Origin of the sequence: Solitalea longa (assembly GCF_002920915.1) — a bacterium.
Lineage (GTDB): Bacteria > Bacteroidota > Bacteroidia > Sphingobacteriales > Sphingobacteriaceae > Solitalea > Solitalea longa.
This window is the reverse complement of record NZ_PQVF01000004.1, coordinates 305,830-322,306: the sequence shown is the minus strand read 5'-3', so window position 1 is coordinate 322,306 and position 16,477 is coordinate 305,830. Positions and strand designations below refer to the sequence as shown.

15 protein-coding genes are annotated in these 16,477 nt (G+C 35.4%); 7 read left to right on the top strand and 8 right to left on the bottom strand.

Translation table 11 applies throughout. The annotated features are described in order from the left end of the window. Positions 1 to 76: 76 nt before the first annotated feature. The 4 genes from C3K47_RS07140 to C3K47_RS07125 all read left to right on the top strand — a co-directional run bounded on the left by C3K47_RS07140 (position 77) and on the right by C3K47_RS07125 (position 3,886). Entirely contained in the window at positions 77 to 307 is a 231-nt protein-coding gene (locus C3K47_RS07140; protein WP_133159344.1) for a hypothetical protein, read from the top strand. Positions 308 to 370: 63 nt separating this feature from the next. Beyond that, the gene (locus C3K47_RS07135; RefSeq protein WP_103788437.1) at positions 371 to 814 is read left to right on the top strand and encodes a DoxX family protein; all 444 of its coding nucleotides are present in this window, start codon (positions 371 to 373) and stop codon (positions 812 to 814) included. 133 nt (positions 815 to 947) lie between these two features. Then, positions 948 to 3,086, top strand: a complete 2,139-nt coding sequence (locus tag C3K47_RS07130) for a S46 family peptidase (protein ID WP_103788436.1) — start codon at positions 948 to 950, stop codon at positions 3,084 to 3,086. Between the two features lie 149 nt (positions 3,087 to 3,235). After that, positions 3,236 to 3,886, top strand: coding sequence for an outer membrane beta-barrel protein (locus C3K47_RS07125; RefSeq protein ID WP_103788435.1), 651 nt, complete (start codon positions 3,236 to 3,238; stop codon positions 3,884 to 3,886). Between the two features lie 62 nt (positions 3,887 to 3,948). Here C3K47_RS07125 and C3K47_RS07120 read toward each other — a convergent pair whose 3' ends face one another. The 8 genes from C3K47_RS07120 to C3K47_RS07085 form a co-directional block, all read right to left on the bottom strand. Continuing rightward, positions 3,949 to 6,135 carry a S9 family peptidase gene (locus C3K47_RS07120; protein ID WP_103788434.1) on the bottom strand — a complete coding sequence of 729 codons (2,187 nt, stop codon included), beginning with the start codon at positions 6,133 to 6,135 and terminating at the stop codon, positions 3,949 to 3,951. Positions 6,136 to 6,243: 108 nt separating this feature from the next. Continuing rightward, positions 6,244 to 7,527, bottom strand: a complete 1,284-nt coding sequence (locus C3K47_RS19735; RefSeq protein WP_103788433.1) for a M20/M25/M40 family metallo-hydrolase — start codon at positions 7,525 to 7,527, stop codon at positions 6,244 to 6,246. Between the two features lie 38 nt (positions 7,528 to 7,565). After that, positions 7,566 to 8,189: a dethiobiotin synthase gene (gene bioD, locus C3K47_RS07110; protein ID WP_103788432.1), complete on the bottom strand. Its 624-nt coding sequence runs from the start codon at positions 8,187 to 8,189 to the stop codon at positions 7,566 to 7,568. A 62-nt stretch (positions 8,190 to 8,251) separates the two neighbouring features. Continuing rightward, entirely contained in the window at positions 8,252 to 9,373 is a 1,122-nt protein-coding gene (gene nagA / locus C3K47_RS07105; RefSeq protein WP_103788431.1) for an N-acetylglucosamine-6-phosphate deacetylase, read from the bottom strand. A 74-nt stretch (positions 9,374 to 9,447) separates the two neighbouring features. Continuing rightward, positions 9,448 to 10,572 carry an aminotransferase class I/II-fold pyridoxal phosphate-dependent enzyme gene (locus C3K47_RS07100; protein WP_103788430.1) on the bottom strand — a complete coding sequence of 375 codons (1,125 nt, stop codon included), beginning with the start codon at positions 10,570 to 10,572 and terminating at the stop codon, positions 9,448 to 9,450. Between the two features lie 80 nt (positions 10,573 to 10,652). Next, positions 10,653 to 11,060: a hypothetical protein gene (locus tag C3K47_RS07095; RefSeq protein WP_103788429.1), complete on the bottom strand. Its 408-nt coding sequence runs from the start codon at positions 11,058 to 11,060 to the stop codon at positions 10,653 to 10,655. A gap of 68 nt (positions 11,061 to 11,128) precedes the next feature. Then, positions 11,129 to 11,683, bottom strand: coding sequence for a GNAT family N-acetyltransferase (locus tag C3K47_RS07090; protein WP_103788428.1), 555 nt, complete (start codon positions 11,681 to 11,683; stop codon positions 11,129 to 11,131). A 25-nt stretch (positions 11,684 to 11,708) separates the two neighbouring features. Beyond that, positions 11,709 to 12,506 carry an XRE family transcriptional regulator gene (locus C3K47_RS07085; RefSeq protein WP_103788427.1) on the bottom strand — a complete coding sequence of 266 codons (798 nt, stop codon included), beginning with the start codon at positions 12,504 to 12,506 and terminating at the stop codon, positions 11,709 to 11,711. Positions 12,507 to 12,636: 130 nt separating this feature from the next. Between C3K47_RS07085 and C3K47_RS07080 the strand changes: the two genes are divergently transcribed. The 3 genes from C3K47_RS07080 to C3K47_RS07070 all read left to right on the top strand — a co-directional run bounded on the left by C3K47_RS07080 (position 12,637) and on the right by C3K47_RS07070 (position 16,329). Next, complete coding sequence (locus tag C3K47_RS07080; RefSeq protein WP_103788426.1) at positions 12,637 to 13,032, top strand: GIY-YIG nuclease family protein; 396 nt, start codon at positions 12,637 to 12,639, stop codon at positions 13,030 to 13,032. Positions 13,033 to 13,212: 180 nt separating this feature from the next. Continuing rightward, complete coding sequence (locus C3K47_RS07075; protein ID WP_243392506.1) at positions 13,213 to 13,839, top strand: Crp/Fnr family transcriptional regulator; 627 nt, start codon at positions 13,213 to 13,215, stop codon at positions 13,837 to 13,839. Positions 13,840 to 13,929: 90 nt separating this feature from the next. Continuing rightward, complete coding sequence (locus C3K47_RS07070) at positions 13,930 to 16,329, top strand: heavy metal translocating P-type ATPase (RefSeq protein WP_103788424.1); 2,400 nt, start codon at positions 13,930 to 13,932, stop codon at positions 16,327 to 16,329. Positions 16,330 to 16,477: the final 148 nt, after the last annotated feature.

Below are 16,477 nucleotides of genomic sequence, written 5' to 3'. Positions count from 1 at the left end.
AGCAGTGCAAATGTAACAAATCATTCTGCATTTCAGCTAATCAATGCAAATAGCGGCCATTGCAAATCTTATGAAAATGATTTTCCGAATTAACCAAAATTTAATGCTAAGCCCAGGGGATAACATTGGTATATTCGAAAATATCAACCTTGATACAAATACGAGTTTTCCATTTGTTATGACTAATGTTGTTGGGGGATCAGTATTTAATTATGTAGCTAACAGAATTTATGGTGCCGGAACCGTTTCTATTACTAACTTTTTTGATAGGCTATCCTTTATTCCGTTGTTTTCAACTAAAGTGTAAAGAGAACTATTTGATATTTGGATTATTAATGCTAAATTTTATCTATTAAAACGGAGGTAAACAATGAATTTGGTTCAAAAAGCAGAGCACTGGGGGGATACCCATCATACCCGCTGGCTCGATGTTGTCAGAATGATTTTAGGACTTTTTATTTTCATTAAAGGAATTACGTTTGTTAGCGACATTCAACCATTACAAGAATTAATAAGTAGAACGTTTAATTACGTTCCGGTATTTGTTGTTCACTACATTGGTTTTGCTCACCTTGTTTTCGGCCCGTTGATCGCAGTTGGGTTGCTAACCCGATTTGCTGCGGTTCTTCAAATTCCGATATTAATAGGGGCAGTGTTCTTTATCAATATGGCTCCGGGTTTTGATGCTCTGAATTCAGAACTGTGGTTGTCGATTGTTGTTTTGTGTTTATTGGTGTTCTACTTTGTTTATGGATCGGGCCCACTGTCGGTTGACGAATACATGAAAACCCATATTAGACACAGGGAAGTATAAAATAATGTCGAATCCTTATAAAGGCTGTAGCTTGTAAAAGTTACAGCCTTATTATTTTTAGAATGTAACAATTAAGTAATAATCACTGTTAGAAATTCAGAAACCCCTATTTTTCAACCTTCAAATTAATTTTATGAAGTTTAAAAAAGTTCTGCTAATAGCGCTAGCTGTTATTGGTTTTACTAATGTAGTAAAAGCCGATGAAGGGATGTGGCTACCTATGTTGATCAATAAAAATTATGATCAAATGAAACGCCAGGGTTTTAAATTAACTGCGAAGGATATTTATGATATCAACAAAGGCAGTTTAAAAGACGCTATTGTTTGGTTTGGTGGCTTTTGTACAGGCGAAATAGTTTCTGATAAAGGACTCATCTTAACCAATCACCATTGTGGGTATGATGTAATCGCATCAAAAAGTACTCCTCAGGATAACATCCTTGATAATGGTTTTTGGGCTAAAAGTAATGCAGATGAGAAGCCGGCTGAAGGTTTGTTCGTTTCGTTTTTAGTAAGAATGGAAGATGTAACTGCACAGGTAAATGAGGCAACTAAAGGTTTGGAAGGCGAAGAAAAAGCTGCTAAATATGCCGAAGTGAGTAGAGAAATTACAACAAAGGCTACAGCAGGAACAAAATATGAAGCATTTGTTCGTGATATGTTCAAAGGCAACCAGTATTTTGTTTTCATTACCGAAAAATATACTGATATCCGTTTGGTGGGTACTCCTCCACAATCAGTAGGTAAATTTGGTGGAGATACCGACAATTGGATTTGGCCACGTCATACAGGAGATTTTTCAATGTTCCGTATCTATGCCGGCAAAGACAATAAGCCTGCTGATTATTCAAAAGATAACGTTCCTTTTACTCCTAAACGTTCATTAGCTGTTTCATTAAAAGGTGTTAAAGAGGGCGATTTCAGTATGGTGTTTGGTTATCCTGGTCGTACCAACCGTTATGAAAATTCGTATGGTATTAAGTTGGCCGTAGAGAAAGTAAACCCAGCTATTGTAAAACTTCGTGATATTCGTTTAAAAGCATGGAAAGAACAAATGGAGAAAAGTGACAGCGTTCGCTTATTGCTTTCTGCCGACTATGCTAATATTGCCAACTACTGGAAATATTTTATTGGTCAAACTGAACAGTTAAAACACTTAAAGGTTTATGACTACAAAAAAACTGAAGAAGCCAAATTTCAGACTTGGGCAGCTGATAAACCTGAATATTCATCGATTTTAGCTGATTTCGGTAAAGCTTACGAAGCGTATACACCGTATGCATTGTACCCTGTTTACATGTCGCAAGGTATCAATGGTGCTTCTGCAATTGCTTTTGCCAGGTCATTTATGACTGTTGAAAATGGTTTGAGATCAGGTAAAACCAATACTGCAGCTTCAATGAAAGATGCAACCGAAGAATATTTCAAATCGTTTAACATTCCTTCTGATAAAAAGATTTTAGCAGGAACATTATTAGCTTTTTACAATGATATTCCAAAAGGACAACATCCATCGTTAATTGGCGATATTTTGAACAAATACGGAGCTGACGATCCGGAAACAGCATTCAAAAAATATAGCGATGACTTATATGCCACTACCATGTTTGCATCAAAAGCGAAAACTGAAGCTTTTTTAGCTCAACCAGATTTAGCAAAATTGCAAAATGACCCGGCATATCAGTATATGATGGCGTTCACTTCAGCATACCAAACATATTTTATGAAAAGCGTAAATGATTTTAACGCTACCAATGCAACATTGGGACAAAAATATGTTAAAGGGATTATGGAAATGAATCCAAACAAGTTGATGTATCCTGATGCCAATTCAACTATGCGTTTAACTTATGGTAATATTAAAGCTTATGCCCCTAAAGACGCGGTGAAGTATGATTTCGTAACCACCATTGACGGGGTGATGGAAAAATATGTTCCTAAAGATTCGGAGTTTGATTTACCTGCTAATTATATTGAACTGTATAATAAGAAAGATTTCGGACAGTATGCAAACGAAAAAGGACAATTGATTGTTGGCTTCATTAGTAATAATGATATTACCGGTGGTAATTCAGGAAGTCCTGTAATTAACGGTAAAGGAGAGCTGATCGGTTTGGCATTTGACGGAAACTGGGAAGCAATGTCAGGAGATATTGTTTTTGATCAGAAATATAAGCGTACAATTTGTGCCGATATCCGTTATGTTCTATGGTGCATTGATAAATTAGGAGGCGCTCCTCACATTGTTGAAGAAATGAAAATTGTGAAATAATACTTTTTTCTAAACTATTTAACTTTAAATAAAAAATGGCCCCAATTTTGGGGCTTTTTTTATTATTTTTCCCTAAATTATATATAATCTTTTCATATGGAAACATCTTGAACTAACATATTCTTTACAGTAATTATCGCTCTTACATTATGAAAACTCTAAAAATTTCGCTCTTTCTAATCGCAATGCCCTTAATGATCTTCGCTCAAAACTATCGTTATAAGGAAGTTGCACCTATTAAAATCGGGATTGTTGGCGGGTATAATCTTTCTCGCATTACCAACAGTCAGCCATCATATACTATAGAGAATTATTCAGGATATTCATTGGGGGCATCAGCTCTTTGGCGGGCTTGGGATAAGTTTGGTGTTCAGTCGGATTTAATATTTTCGCGACAGGGTTATGGATATAATGAGTATGGTACCAATGATGGTTTTCTTGTGAGTAGTTACGCTTATTTAACTCCTTCGGTAAACTATCAGCCGGTTCCATGGGCCAGTTTCTTTGCTGGAATGCAATTCGGTATATTGTTAAAAGCCAATTGCGGTTGTGGAAATACTGATTACCAGTCTACAATTACCCATCACTTTAATAAGTTTGATTATGGTTTGAATGGAGGGGTTGAATTTACATCTAAAGCTATTGCAGAAGGGTTCGTTATGGGTTTAAAATATTATATGGGATTAAGCAACATTGTTAACGAATCAAACAGCCAGAATGAGGATGAGTTACCTATAACATTACCGAGTTTTTCTACACGTAATTCCGTTATGAATTTTTATATTGGATATAGATTTTAAAAAAAGTAGTTAAACAGTATTTTTTTTATAATGAAATGGCCCCAATTTGGGGCCATTTTGTATTAGTTACTTGCTGCTTTTGTATTAGCTTCAGGTTTATTTAATTTCTCGTCGATGTATTCAATTACTTTATTGTACAAATGCACACGATCTTTACCGCTAACATTGTGTTCATGACCCGGATAAACGAAATAATCTACCGGAATTCCATTCTCAATACACTTTTTAATAAAATTTTGGCTGTGTTGCCAAACCACAACCGGGTCAACAGTTCCGTGTATAAGCAATAAATTTCCTTTTAGGTTTTTAGCTTTGTCAAGCAACGATGTTTGAGCATAACCTTCTGGATTTGCCTGAGGAGTATCCATATAACGTTCTGTGTACATAATTTCATAATAGCTCCAGTCGATTACCGGCCCGCCTGCAACACCAACCTTAAAAACATCAGGATATTTAGTCATTAAACTCGTAGTCATAAATCCACCGTAACTCCAACCGTGGATTGCCATTTTATCGGCATTCACAAATGGCAAAGATTTAAGATAATTTACTCCCACTAATTGGTCCTTCATTTCTTCTTGACCTAAATTACGGAAAGTAGCCTGCTCAAATGCTTGTCCACGGTTTTTACTTCCGCGTCCATCAACAGTAAATACAATGTATCCTTTATTGGCAAGGTAATACATCCAATAAGGCGCACCGGTAGTCCAGGTATTTGTAACCATTTGAACGTTCGGTCCGTTATAAACGTAAACCACAACCGGGTATTTTTTATTCGGATTAAAGTCAAACGGTTTAATCATTCGACCATAAAGAAGTGTTCCATTATCGGCTTTTAATTTAACCAATTCATTAGAGCCAAACTTATAATCACTTAAGGGATTTTTTGAATTCAATAGGGTAGAAGTTGTTTTTCCATCCACAGATATAAGGTTGATCTTTAATGGAACATTGGTACTGCTGAATTGGTCGATAATGAATTTCGCATCGGTTGATAAACTCACTTGATCATGAAATCCATTTTCTTTAGAAAGACGAGTTGGGACAAGTTCTCCTTGTTTATTCGCCTTTTTGGTGATATCAACCACATACGCCTGGATGTCAATGCTGTCCGCATGATTACCAGTGAAATAAAGCTTGGTTTCTGTAGCATCAATGCCTAGATATTTTCTAACAATGATCTTTCCTGTGTTTATATCTTTTATCAACTTTCCATTTAAATCATATTGATAAAAATGGCTGAAACCTTTGGTTTCACTTTGCCATAAAAATGAATTTTTAAGATTAATGGCTTCATGCTCGGGATGAACATATTTTGAATGTGTTTCAGTAAACAGCGTTTTTATAAAACTTCCGGTTGCTGCATCGTATTGGTTATATTTCAATTCATTTTGGTCACGGTTCAATACCGCAATGAAAACCGATTTTTCATCCTCACTCCAATGAATATTGGTCAAATATTGTTCTTTAGGTTCACCTGTTTGTAGAAAAACAGTTTTACCGTTGCTAGGGTTATGAACGCCAACAGTAACTTCATGACTTTTCATACCAGCCATAGGGTATTTAATGTTTTCCAGTTTTGCTGGACGAACATCAGTGTTAACCAATGGATAATCAGTTACCATAGTCGCATCTTCACGATAGAATGCTAATAAGTTTCCTTTTGGTGACCAAAAAGTTCCTTTTGCAATGCCGAATTCTTCACGGTGCGTACTTTTTCCGTTTTTAATTCCCCATTGTGTATCGTTTGTAACTTGTGATTCTTTACCATTAATACTAACAAATAGGTTATCTCCTTTGGTAAAAGCGGCATTGCCGGTAGAGGGCTCAATGTCTAGATTTTCAGCTACCTTAGTAAATGAATTTAGTGTTTGAGCCGATTTTGATTTCAGATCAACTAAGATGAATTTTCCATTTACTGTAAGTTTGAAATGATCTGCATCAACCCACATTAATTGTGGCCAGCTTCTAAATGATTCTCCCGAAATAGTTGACAATTCATCCAATGATAAAATCGGATTTGCTTTGGTATTGGCTACAGATCCTATCATCAGATTTTTTCCATCAAAATAAGAATAACTGCTACTGTTTTTTACCCATTGTAAACCCCGTAAGCGTTCTTCTCCAAATTTTGACTGACGACCAAGAATGGCATCTTGTAATGAAATTTCTTTTTGCTGTGCAAAGCTGGTTATTGCTCCCGATGTTAATAGGAAAGCAATGGCAATAATTTTATAACTAAACTTCATTGAAAGGTTTATTAAACTTCTAGCCAAAAATATTCATTCTATTGGCTTAACTATCAATTTTTAACGTTCTGCTTGTATTTTATTCGTGACTTATCCACCACAGTAATATTATTTCAATTGCGAAGCATCTACCCGAGTAGGCGTGTCTTTTCCGCTAATAATTGTACCGGCACTAATTGCAATTGATTTAATGATGTTATTCATATTGGTTAAATCCAGTGTTTTAACTTCATCACTTGATTTGTGGTAATTCGGTTCATTATCCATTTTGGAAGTAGAAATGGTATGTGCCGGAACACCTTTACGTGCGAGGGTTGCATTATCACTACGATAAAACAATTGTTGCTCAGTGTATGGGTCGGGGTAAAAAGTGAAGTTTGTTCCTTTTAAATTCTTTTGTAAGATCTCGCCCATGTTGGTTTTCTCGTAACCGGTAATGTAGGCTGAGTTTGTTCCCCATTTGCTTTCAGTTCCAATCATTTCAATATTGAACATTGCCGCTACTTTTTGGGGATCTAACTGGTTTGAAAAATATTGAGAACCAAAGCCGCCAATTTCTTCGGCCGTAAAAGCAACAAATATGATGCTTCGTTCATTGTTGTTTAGCTCTTTATAATATTTTGCCAACGAAATAATGGCGGTAATACCAGAAGCATCATCATTTGCTCCATTGTAAATCGAATCTCCATTAATCGGTTTTTCTATGCCCAAGTGGTCATAATGACCTGAAAAGATCACATATTCATTTTTTAGCTTTTTACCTGGAAGAACGCCCACCACATTAGCCAGCTTAAGTTCTTTAATTTCATGAGAGATTTCTATTGAAAACGTTTTTGGTTCTTCGTTAGTAAGTACAAAAACTACACTGTTTTCACTTTTAAATAGGTACTCCTTCAGATAGTTTAAACGGTCAAATTTTTTCGCATGCTCTGAATCTACCATTACCAGGCAATTTTTTTTGCCGGGTATTAATTGACGCGCAACAGTGAAAAAATTATCAGAGGCCTTAATAAATACCTTTTCATATCCCGAGGTTTCATTGATTTTAAGCTCAGGCCTTGACGTAAATGCAATTATATGATTTTCATTAAGTGGTTGCTGATTCCATGTCGCAATCGTTTTAATAGTTTTAGGTTGAACCATTTTAAATGACTGAAGATAGCTTCCACTGTTGTTGAAAGTTTTGAGGCCTATTTTTTTAAATTCAGTGCTGATAAAATTAGCTGCCTTGTCAATATAAGGTGTAAAGGAAGCCCGACCTTGCATTTTGTCGGAGGCAAGAGTGGAAATAATACGTTCTACCTCTTTCTGATTAAATTTTGGAGAAACTTTTTGTGCAAATACAAATGTATTTACTGCGATTAGTAAGCAGGAAATTAGCAGCTTTTTCATTTGGCTTTATATTAATTAATTAGGTTTTATATTGATTTTTAAAATTCGATAATAAATTTTCCGGCCGATTGGATAGATTCTTTATTGACCGGTTCGAGTATTGGTATTTTTCCTAAACAGGGTGTGTTGGTGTAGTTCAAAATAAATTCTTCGGTACTTGGGTCAGCTGCTCCATTAAATATGATGCCTTTTACGGGGATATTTCTTTTTTTCAAGATCTCGAATGAAAGGAGCGTGTGATTGATACTTCCAAGGTAATTTTGCGAAACCAAGATAACATCGGCATTAAGCTGTTGGATCAGATCGATAATTAGTGAGTGTTCATTTAATGGTACCATCAAGCCTCCTGCGCCTTCAATTAAAAGTTGGTTATCAGTTTGAGGTAGTTTGAAATTATTTAAGTCAATAGTAATACCGTCAATTCGTGCTGATTTATGAGGGGAATAAGGTTGAGTTAACCTATATGTTTCGGGATGAAAATTTGTTGTGTTATTGCTTAATAGCGTTTGAACGGAAAGCGTGTCGGAGTTTTCGAGATCACCGGACTGTATCGGTTTCCAGTAATCCCAACCAAACTTTTCAATCAATATTGTCGAAACCAGCGTTTTCCCAATTCCGGTTCCAATTCCGGTAATAAAATAAGGTTTAGGTTGCGTAATCATACTTAGCTTCCTCCTCTGCATAGAAGGAAGCCAAAGGTATGATTTACTTGTCAAATTATTAGTTAATCAATGGCAATGAACCTGCCTTCTGAAACAATATTATGAACATGATAACTGTCATCAAAAACTACAAAGTCAGCAGCAAAGCCAGGGGCAATTTTTCCAAGATGATGCTGAAGCCCTATAACTTTTGCAGGATAAGTACTTGCCATCCGAATGGCTTCGTCTACATCAATGTCTGCTTTTTCAATACAATTTTTCACTGCTTGCATCATTGTTAATGACGATCCGGCAAGAGTACCTTTCCCATCAACAAATCTTCCTGATTCAGCTCTGTAAATAAAATCACCTTTAAGGTTTTCAACCACTGCGTCGGTGATAATAAATAAACGATTGTTCATGATCTTCTTACTGATTCTTACTGCTGCAAAATCGGAATGAAAACCGTCTGGAATGATGCTGGCATATACATTATCTGAGTCATAAATGGCACCAACAAGGCCTGGTTCACGGTGTGAAAAACCCGACATGGCATTGAATAAATGCGTACAGGTATTCACTCCCAAATCAAATGCATCTTTAGCTTGTTGGTAGGTTGCATTGCTATGGCCTGCTGAAATGATAATATTATTGTCCTGTAAAAATTCAATACATTCAGCATTGCACTGTTCAGGGGCAAGAGTGATCATTTTTACAACACCCTGGGCTTCTTCTACTAATTTTTTTAAATCAGCTAATGAAACAGATTGAATGTAATGTTCATTATGAGCACCTTTTTTCTCAGAGTTAATAAAAGGTCCTTCCAGATGGAGCCCTATTAGCCCTGAACCACCTTCGTCTAAATACTGTTTGGTGGCCTTAATGCAAGCCGAAATGATTTCTGGTGAACTTGTTGGAATGGTAATCAGGAAGCGTGTGGTTCCTGATTTTTGAAAACTTTCATTGATCGTATGAAGAGCTTCAACAGTGGGATTAACTGATAGTAAAGCCTTTCCTCCTCCATAAACTTGTAGATCAATAAAGCCCGGCGCCAGATTTAATCCATTTAAATTATAACACTTTATATCAGAAGGAAGATCTTTTTCGTTAATGATATCAATAATGTTGCTTTCGTCAATTAAAATGGCCTTTCGTTGCTCAATGCTGGTTCCGGTGTAAATAGTAGAATTTCTTAGCGCATACATACTTAATGGTTTGGTTTTATGGGGGATAAATAGAGTAAATAGAATCCTGATTACCAACTACCATTAGTTATTTTTTATAAGTATTGATTGAATTCATTTACCAATCTGTAAATTTCATCATCTGAATTAAACAGGTGCAGGCAAACCCTAATTCGCTCCATTCCTTTTGCAACAGTTGGAGATCTAACCGCTCCCACGTTAAATCCTTTATTTTTAAGCGCTTCGTATACTTTCAATACGTTTTCATTACCTGAAAATACCACCGATTGAATGGGGGAATAGCTCTCAATTAAACGGTTGTTTTTTACAAGATTTGATTTGAAAAGTAAGATCTTATTCTGCAAATCAGTTTGCAATTGAGGCTGTTTGTTTAACTCTTTGTATGCTAGTTTAATTGCAGCCAAACTATGAAAAGGAGCAGCTGTAGTATATATAAAACTTCTGGAATGATTAATTAAAAAGTCACGTAGTGCTTTTGAACCCATAGCTATAGCGCCGTGAGCACCAATTGCTTTACCAAAAGTATGAATGCGTGCAAAAATTTTTTTTTCAAGTCCTAGTTCACTAACCAAGCCTTTTCCATTTGGTCCAAAAACGCCAGCTCCATGAGCTTCATCAATAACAATGTTCGCCTCATATTTTTCTGCTAATTCAACCATGCCAACTAGATCAGGAGAATCGCCATCCATCGAATACACGCTTTCAATTCCAATGAAAATATTTCCCTTTGCAATTTTTAACTTTTGTTCTAAACTGCCTAGGTCATTATGTCTGAATTTATATCTGTTAGCATAGCTTAAGCGAGAACCATCAATTATACAGGCATGTATTTTTTCATCTAAAATTATAGTGTCTCCTTTTTGCGGGAGGCATGAAAATATACCCAGGTTGGCATCATATCCAGAGTTAAACAATAAGCCCGCTTCTGCATTATGAAACTTTGCCAAATCATTTTCAAGATCGATAGCATATTGTGTATTACCTGAGATCAACCGGGAGCCCGTTGATCCAATCATCCAACTGGCCTGTTTGGCAAGTTCCTCTTCAATTGCATTCTTCAGTAGATTTGACCGGGAAAACCCAAGGTAATCGTTTGAAGAGAAATCAACCAAATCCGAATTTGCACTTAGGGTTCGGAATAAATGGTTGTCTTTAAGCTTATTAATTTGACTAGTTAAAAATTTCTCAATTGAAGACATGCGTTTGTTTTGGGAACTGCAAGTTATAAAAAAAGACATCCGCTGGATGTCTTTTTCACTAAAACAAAATGGATGAATTATTAAACTGTATCTTTTTTATTAGGGGTATTTTTATATCCTTTTCTTTCTTTCATTTGGTCTTTCATTTTATCCATTCGCTCTTTTTTTAGAGTTTCATAATCGGCCATTTGTTTTTCAGAAAGCACAACCTTTAATGCCGCATCTTTTTCTCCATCAATTTTTTTCAGGCCATTAAACATCGCTTCCCGGTCACCGGCATTGGCTTCCCTCAATTCGTCTACTTTTTTGGCATACATTAAGTTAATGTCCTGCACTTTCTTTTGCTGGTCATCAGTCAATGACAAGCTTTTTGTCATTTTTTGTGTTTGCATAGAAGCCCTTTCTTCTGCACCACGAGGAGTTCTTTCTTGTGAATAGGCTGCAACCGTTATTAACAAGGCTGCAACAGCCATAATCAGTTTTTTCATCTTAATAAATTTTACTTTTTGATGAAACTGATTGAGAAAGGTTTAAAGCACTGCTTAAAAAACTGTCTTTATTTATTAGGTGTTAATAATGAGAGAATTACTGAATCAAGAAATTTACCATTTGCATAATAGTTTTCTTTGAAATAAGCCTCCTGAATAAAGTTCAATTTTTTAAGAAGATTTATAGAGGCGTTGTTAGCAGGATTTACATTAGCTTCAACAGAATGAAAATTCAGTTGGTTAAAACCATATGCCAAAACACAATCTAAAGCTTCCGACATTATTCCCGTCCTCCAAAAATCAGGGTGAAGCATATAGCCAATTTCTGCCCGATGGTGTTCCTTCTGAATTTTCCAAAATCCGATTGTTCCGACTATTTCATCGTTTCCAATGATGGTTATTACCCAGTTTATCCCATCATTTGATGAATATATTTTTTTAATCTGTTTGATTAATTCTCTTATTTCATCAGTTGATTTAGGTGGAACTCTGTCGAGGTATTTTAATACATACGGATGACTTCTGAGCTCAAAAAGTTTATCTGTGTCTTTAGTTTGAGCCTGTCGTAACCTGAGCCTTTTCGTGGTTAAAATTGGAAATTCACCAAAGTTTAGATCCAGCATGTTTTTATTTTCAACAGTTTAGCGGTTAATCATTTGTTTTAAGCTTTGTTACTGTTTTTTGCAATTGTTCAACCATTTCAGTTAACTTTTCTAAAGATGGTTCAGTAGAAGGGGTAGGGAAGGCGGTGCTGATAAAGGCTTTGGCTCTCCAAACTTCAAGAATATCCTCCGCGTTTATGCTATAAGTTTCATACTGCTTATTATCAGAAGCCAAAAACAGCTTTTTGTTTTCTTTAATTTTATTGGTCACACGTTTGTACACAATTCCTTCATCTTTACTTAAAACAACATAGGTGTCTCCCGATTTAATTTCGCCATAGTTTTCTATGTATTCCCCAACCACAATGGTTCCGGGTTCCAATGGAAGCATAGAATCTCCCTTTAATTCAAAAGCCCTAAAGGTTCCTCCTTTTAAAAAAGGAAGATGGAATTTAGGTAATTCAGCAACATATTGTGGATCGGCATAACCATTAAGGTAGCCCGCGCTGGCCTTGGCTGGAATTAATTCGATGTTTTCGTTTTGCTCAGAATCAACCGTAATGCTTAAAATCCGTAAACCTGATGCAGCATTGTTTTTTTCCTCCTCCGCAGTTTTTTCTTTTTTAGCGAACCATTTATCATTTATGCGTTCTGAAATAAACTCATCAACTGATATGCTAAATAAATTAGCCATTTTAATAAGGAGTTCGGTCTTAGGTTCAGCCCGGTCTTCTTCATAAGCACCAATTACGGCCCTTTTAACCTCTAAATTATCAGCTAATTGCTGCTGAGTGATGCCCTTTCGTTTTCGAAGGTATTTTAAGTTTTGTGAAATTATTCCCATAAATTTTTTGCCAAAAATTTTATTATACTAAAAATAATAGCATATATTTGCTAATAAAGTTAGTGACAATTTTGGTATTGTCAAGAAATAATAAAAAAAACTAATACTAAAACACCTTATAAACCTGGTTATGGCACTTTTTAACAGTTTCGCAAAAGAGAATAATAGTAAAGTTGGAAAACGTTACATCTATTTTATGACTGATCGGAATCGTTCAAGTATTGTTGTTGGGACGAGTGATAATTTGATCAATACTATTAATAAGTTCAGGTCGATCCCTAATTTGCATTTTGGCATAAATGATCATTATTCACGCTTGGTTTATTTCGAGCAATTTGAGAATGAATCGCTTTTACAAAAGCGCTTTGCAGAATTGCAGTATTTGACAAAGGCTCAAAAAGAAAAGATCATTAGGTCTATTAATGCCGATTGGATAGACCTTTCTTTAGCTGTAGATTTTGAAAATATTCTTGATAATAACTATACTTATTCGCGTTCAAATTATCGTATGATTTCAGCTCAATAGGATTAAAATATTATTTTGACATACTTATGTAGTAACAAATAAAGTTTAATGCTATTTTTGGAAACGCTTTAAATATATATTATACTGTTTGTTATGTCAAAAAAACATGATGATGCTTTTAGCTGTAAAAACTGTGAATTTCGCGATAATTCGGTTTTTTGTGGGCTAAGGGATAATGAATTGGAAGTAATTGACTCTCATAAAGGGCACATAACTTTCAATAAAGGCGAAGAGATTTTTGTTGAAGGTGATAGACCTTTTGGCATTTATTGTATTCATAAAGGAAAGATTAAACTTTCGAAACATGGTGAATCAGGTAAAGAACAAATTGTCCGATTCGCTAAGGAAAGTGATGTGTTAGGTTACCGTGCTTTACTTGGAAATGAAGTTTACGACTGTAGTGCTATAGCTTTAGAAGCTACAGAGGTTTGTTTTATTCCTAAAAAGGATTTCTTTCAGATTTTTGATAATAGTCCATCTTTATCACTGAATTTAGTGAAACTTTTATCCTCTGATCTAAAACGAGCGGAAAATAAATTAACCGATATTGCTCAAAAACCTGTTAGAGAGCGTATAGCCGAGAATTTGTTGGTTCTAAAAGAAACATTTGGAGAAGATGAAGACTCTGGATGTATCAAAATTATTTTAAGCAGAGAAGAAATTGCCAATTTAACCGGTACTGCTACAGAAACGGCTATTCGACTGCTTTCAGAATTGAAAACTGATAGGCTTATTGAATTCGTCGGTAAAAAGATCAAAATTCTAAACGCTAAAGAACTGCTCAAAAGAGCCAATATTTATAATTAGAAAGGCATGATTTATATCATGTTTTTCTTGATTTTTCGGGAATAGTTTTGTCCTTACCGGTACTATGGCCGGTAATGTAATTGTGGACATATGCAACTAACTGATACTAAAATTACTTGCTATCATTGCGGCCTGGAATGTGAAGAAGAACAAATCGAGTTTGATAATAGGGCTTTTTGCTGTAATGGCTGCAAAGTAGTTTATGAAATACTTTCCGAAAATCAACTCTGCGAATATTACGACATCACCAAGTTTCCTGGACAGTCTCAAAAGTCTAAACATAAATCATCTGCAAAGTTTTCAATTTTAGATAAACCTGAAATTAAATCGAAACTTGTTCGGTTTACCAATGGTACAGAAACACATATAGCCTTCTTTTTACCACAAATTCACTGCAGTTCATGTGTTTGGTTGTTAGAAAACCTAAACAGGTTAAATGCGGGTGTCTTAAGTTCTCGTGTTGATTTTACCATAAAAGAAATTTCAATTATTTATGACGAAAGCAAAACGAATCTTCAGCAAATAGCCGAATTACTGGCCAGCGTTGGTTATGAACCTTATCTTAATTTTAATGATATAGCTTCAAAAAAGACTGATACGGTTGAAAGAGGTTTGATCTACAAATTAGGTATCGCTGGGTTTTGTTTTGCTAATATAATGATGTTAAGCTTCCCTGAGTATTTCTCAGATGGAACAGTTGACCATCAACTTAAAACTATTTTCAACTACCTGAACTTAGGGTTATCCTTACCCGTATTCTTTTATAGCGCTTCCTTATTCTATCGATCTGCCTGGGCAGGTTTAAAACGCAAATTTTTAAACATCGATGCACCAATTGTGCTGGCAGTGGTGATCACCTTTCTACGTAGTGTTTATGAAATAGTAAGCGGTACAGGCGCAGGCTTTCTTGATTCGATGAGTGGTATCGTGTTTTTCATGCTTGTGGGCCGTTATCTTCAGGATAGAACGTATAGAAAATTGTCATTTGAACGAGATTATAGATCATATTTCCCTATAGCTGTTACAGTTAAAACTGCTTCTAATGAAGAAGAAAATCTTCCTATTACAGATGTAAAGGTTGGTGACCGGATTGTTATAAAAAATCATGAAATGATACCGGCAGATTCAATTTTGTTTACTGGGCAGGCTAATATTGATTATAGCTTTGTTACCGGCGAATCGGTTCCTGTAAGGGTTATGCCGGGTGAAATTATATATGCAGGGGGTAAACAGGTTGGTAGTGCATTGGAGATGGAGGTGGTTAAGGAGGTGTCTAATAGTTACCTCACCCAGTTGTGGAATAAAGATGTTTTTAATGACCATGAGGACAAAAAACAATCCTATGTTCATGCTATTAGCCGCTATTTTACTGTGGTTTTGTTTAGTCTTGCAGGCCTAACAGCTATTTACTGGGGTATTTATGATTCCTCACGTATACTAAACGCTGTTTCGGCTATGCTGATCATTGCTTGTCCTTGTACACTGTTACTATCTTCAACTTTTACGAATGGAAATGTTTTGCGCATTTTTAGTCGTAATAACTTCTATTTGAAAAATGCCACTGTTATTGAATCAATTGCAGAGGCCGATACTATAATTTTTGATAAAACAGGTACCATTACTCAAACCGGTGAAACGAAAGTGCATTATATTGGTAAGGCTCTTTTAGAAGTTGAAAAACAACAGATCCGGACAGTAACAAACCAATCAGTTCATCCATACAGCACAGCAATTTCAGCTTATTTGCCAAAAGTAAATAGCCTTGCAATAAACAGTTTAACGGAGGTGCCAGGCTTTGGTCTCGAGGCTAAAGTTGATTCTACATTAATTAGAATAGGTTCTGCAAATTATTTGGGTGTAAATGATGATTCGGTGAATACCGCTGGTAAAGTATACATAGCCATAAACGAGCAAGTATTAGGTTGTTTTACTATTACTAATCAATACAGGTCAGGTATCGATAAGCTTATTCAAAAGCTTAAAAATCATTATTCACTTTTATTGCTTTCGGGAGATAATGAAGCAGAAAAAAACTATTTGTCGAGTGTTTTCAGTGATGAATCAGTTCTTAATTTCAATCAAACACCTGAAACCAAGCTGGACTTTATAAAAAACTATCAAGCAAAAGGCAAGAAAGTTATGATGATCGGGGATGGCTTGAATGATGCTGGTGCTTTAAAGCAAAGCAATATTGGTATCGCCGTTTCTGACGAGATAAATAACTTTTCGCCCGCTTGTGATGCAATTTTGGCTGGAGATGAATTAAAAAATCTACCAACTTTTATCCGATATGCTAAAGCAACAAAGGTAATTGTAATGGCCAGCTTCGTTATAAGTATCTTATACAACTTTATTGGCTTATCATTCGCAATGCAGGGAACACTTTCACCTGTGATAGCGGCCATACTCATGCCAGCAAGTTCCTTAACTATTATTTTATTTACTACCAGTATTAGTAGTTTTATTGCCAAAATTTGGCAAATGAAATAATCAACTTTTAATCATTTTAAATTTAGATTTAGCTTAAAATTTCTTAATTTAAATAGGTAATAGTAAGTTGGTTACTAATCAAATCAAAACTATTTTTCTTACCAAAATCAGCGACCCAAGCTCATAACTATTAGTTAAGAACCTTTCA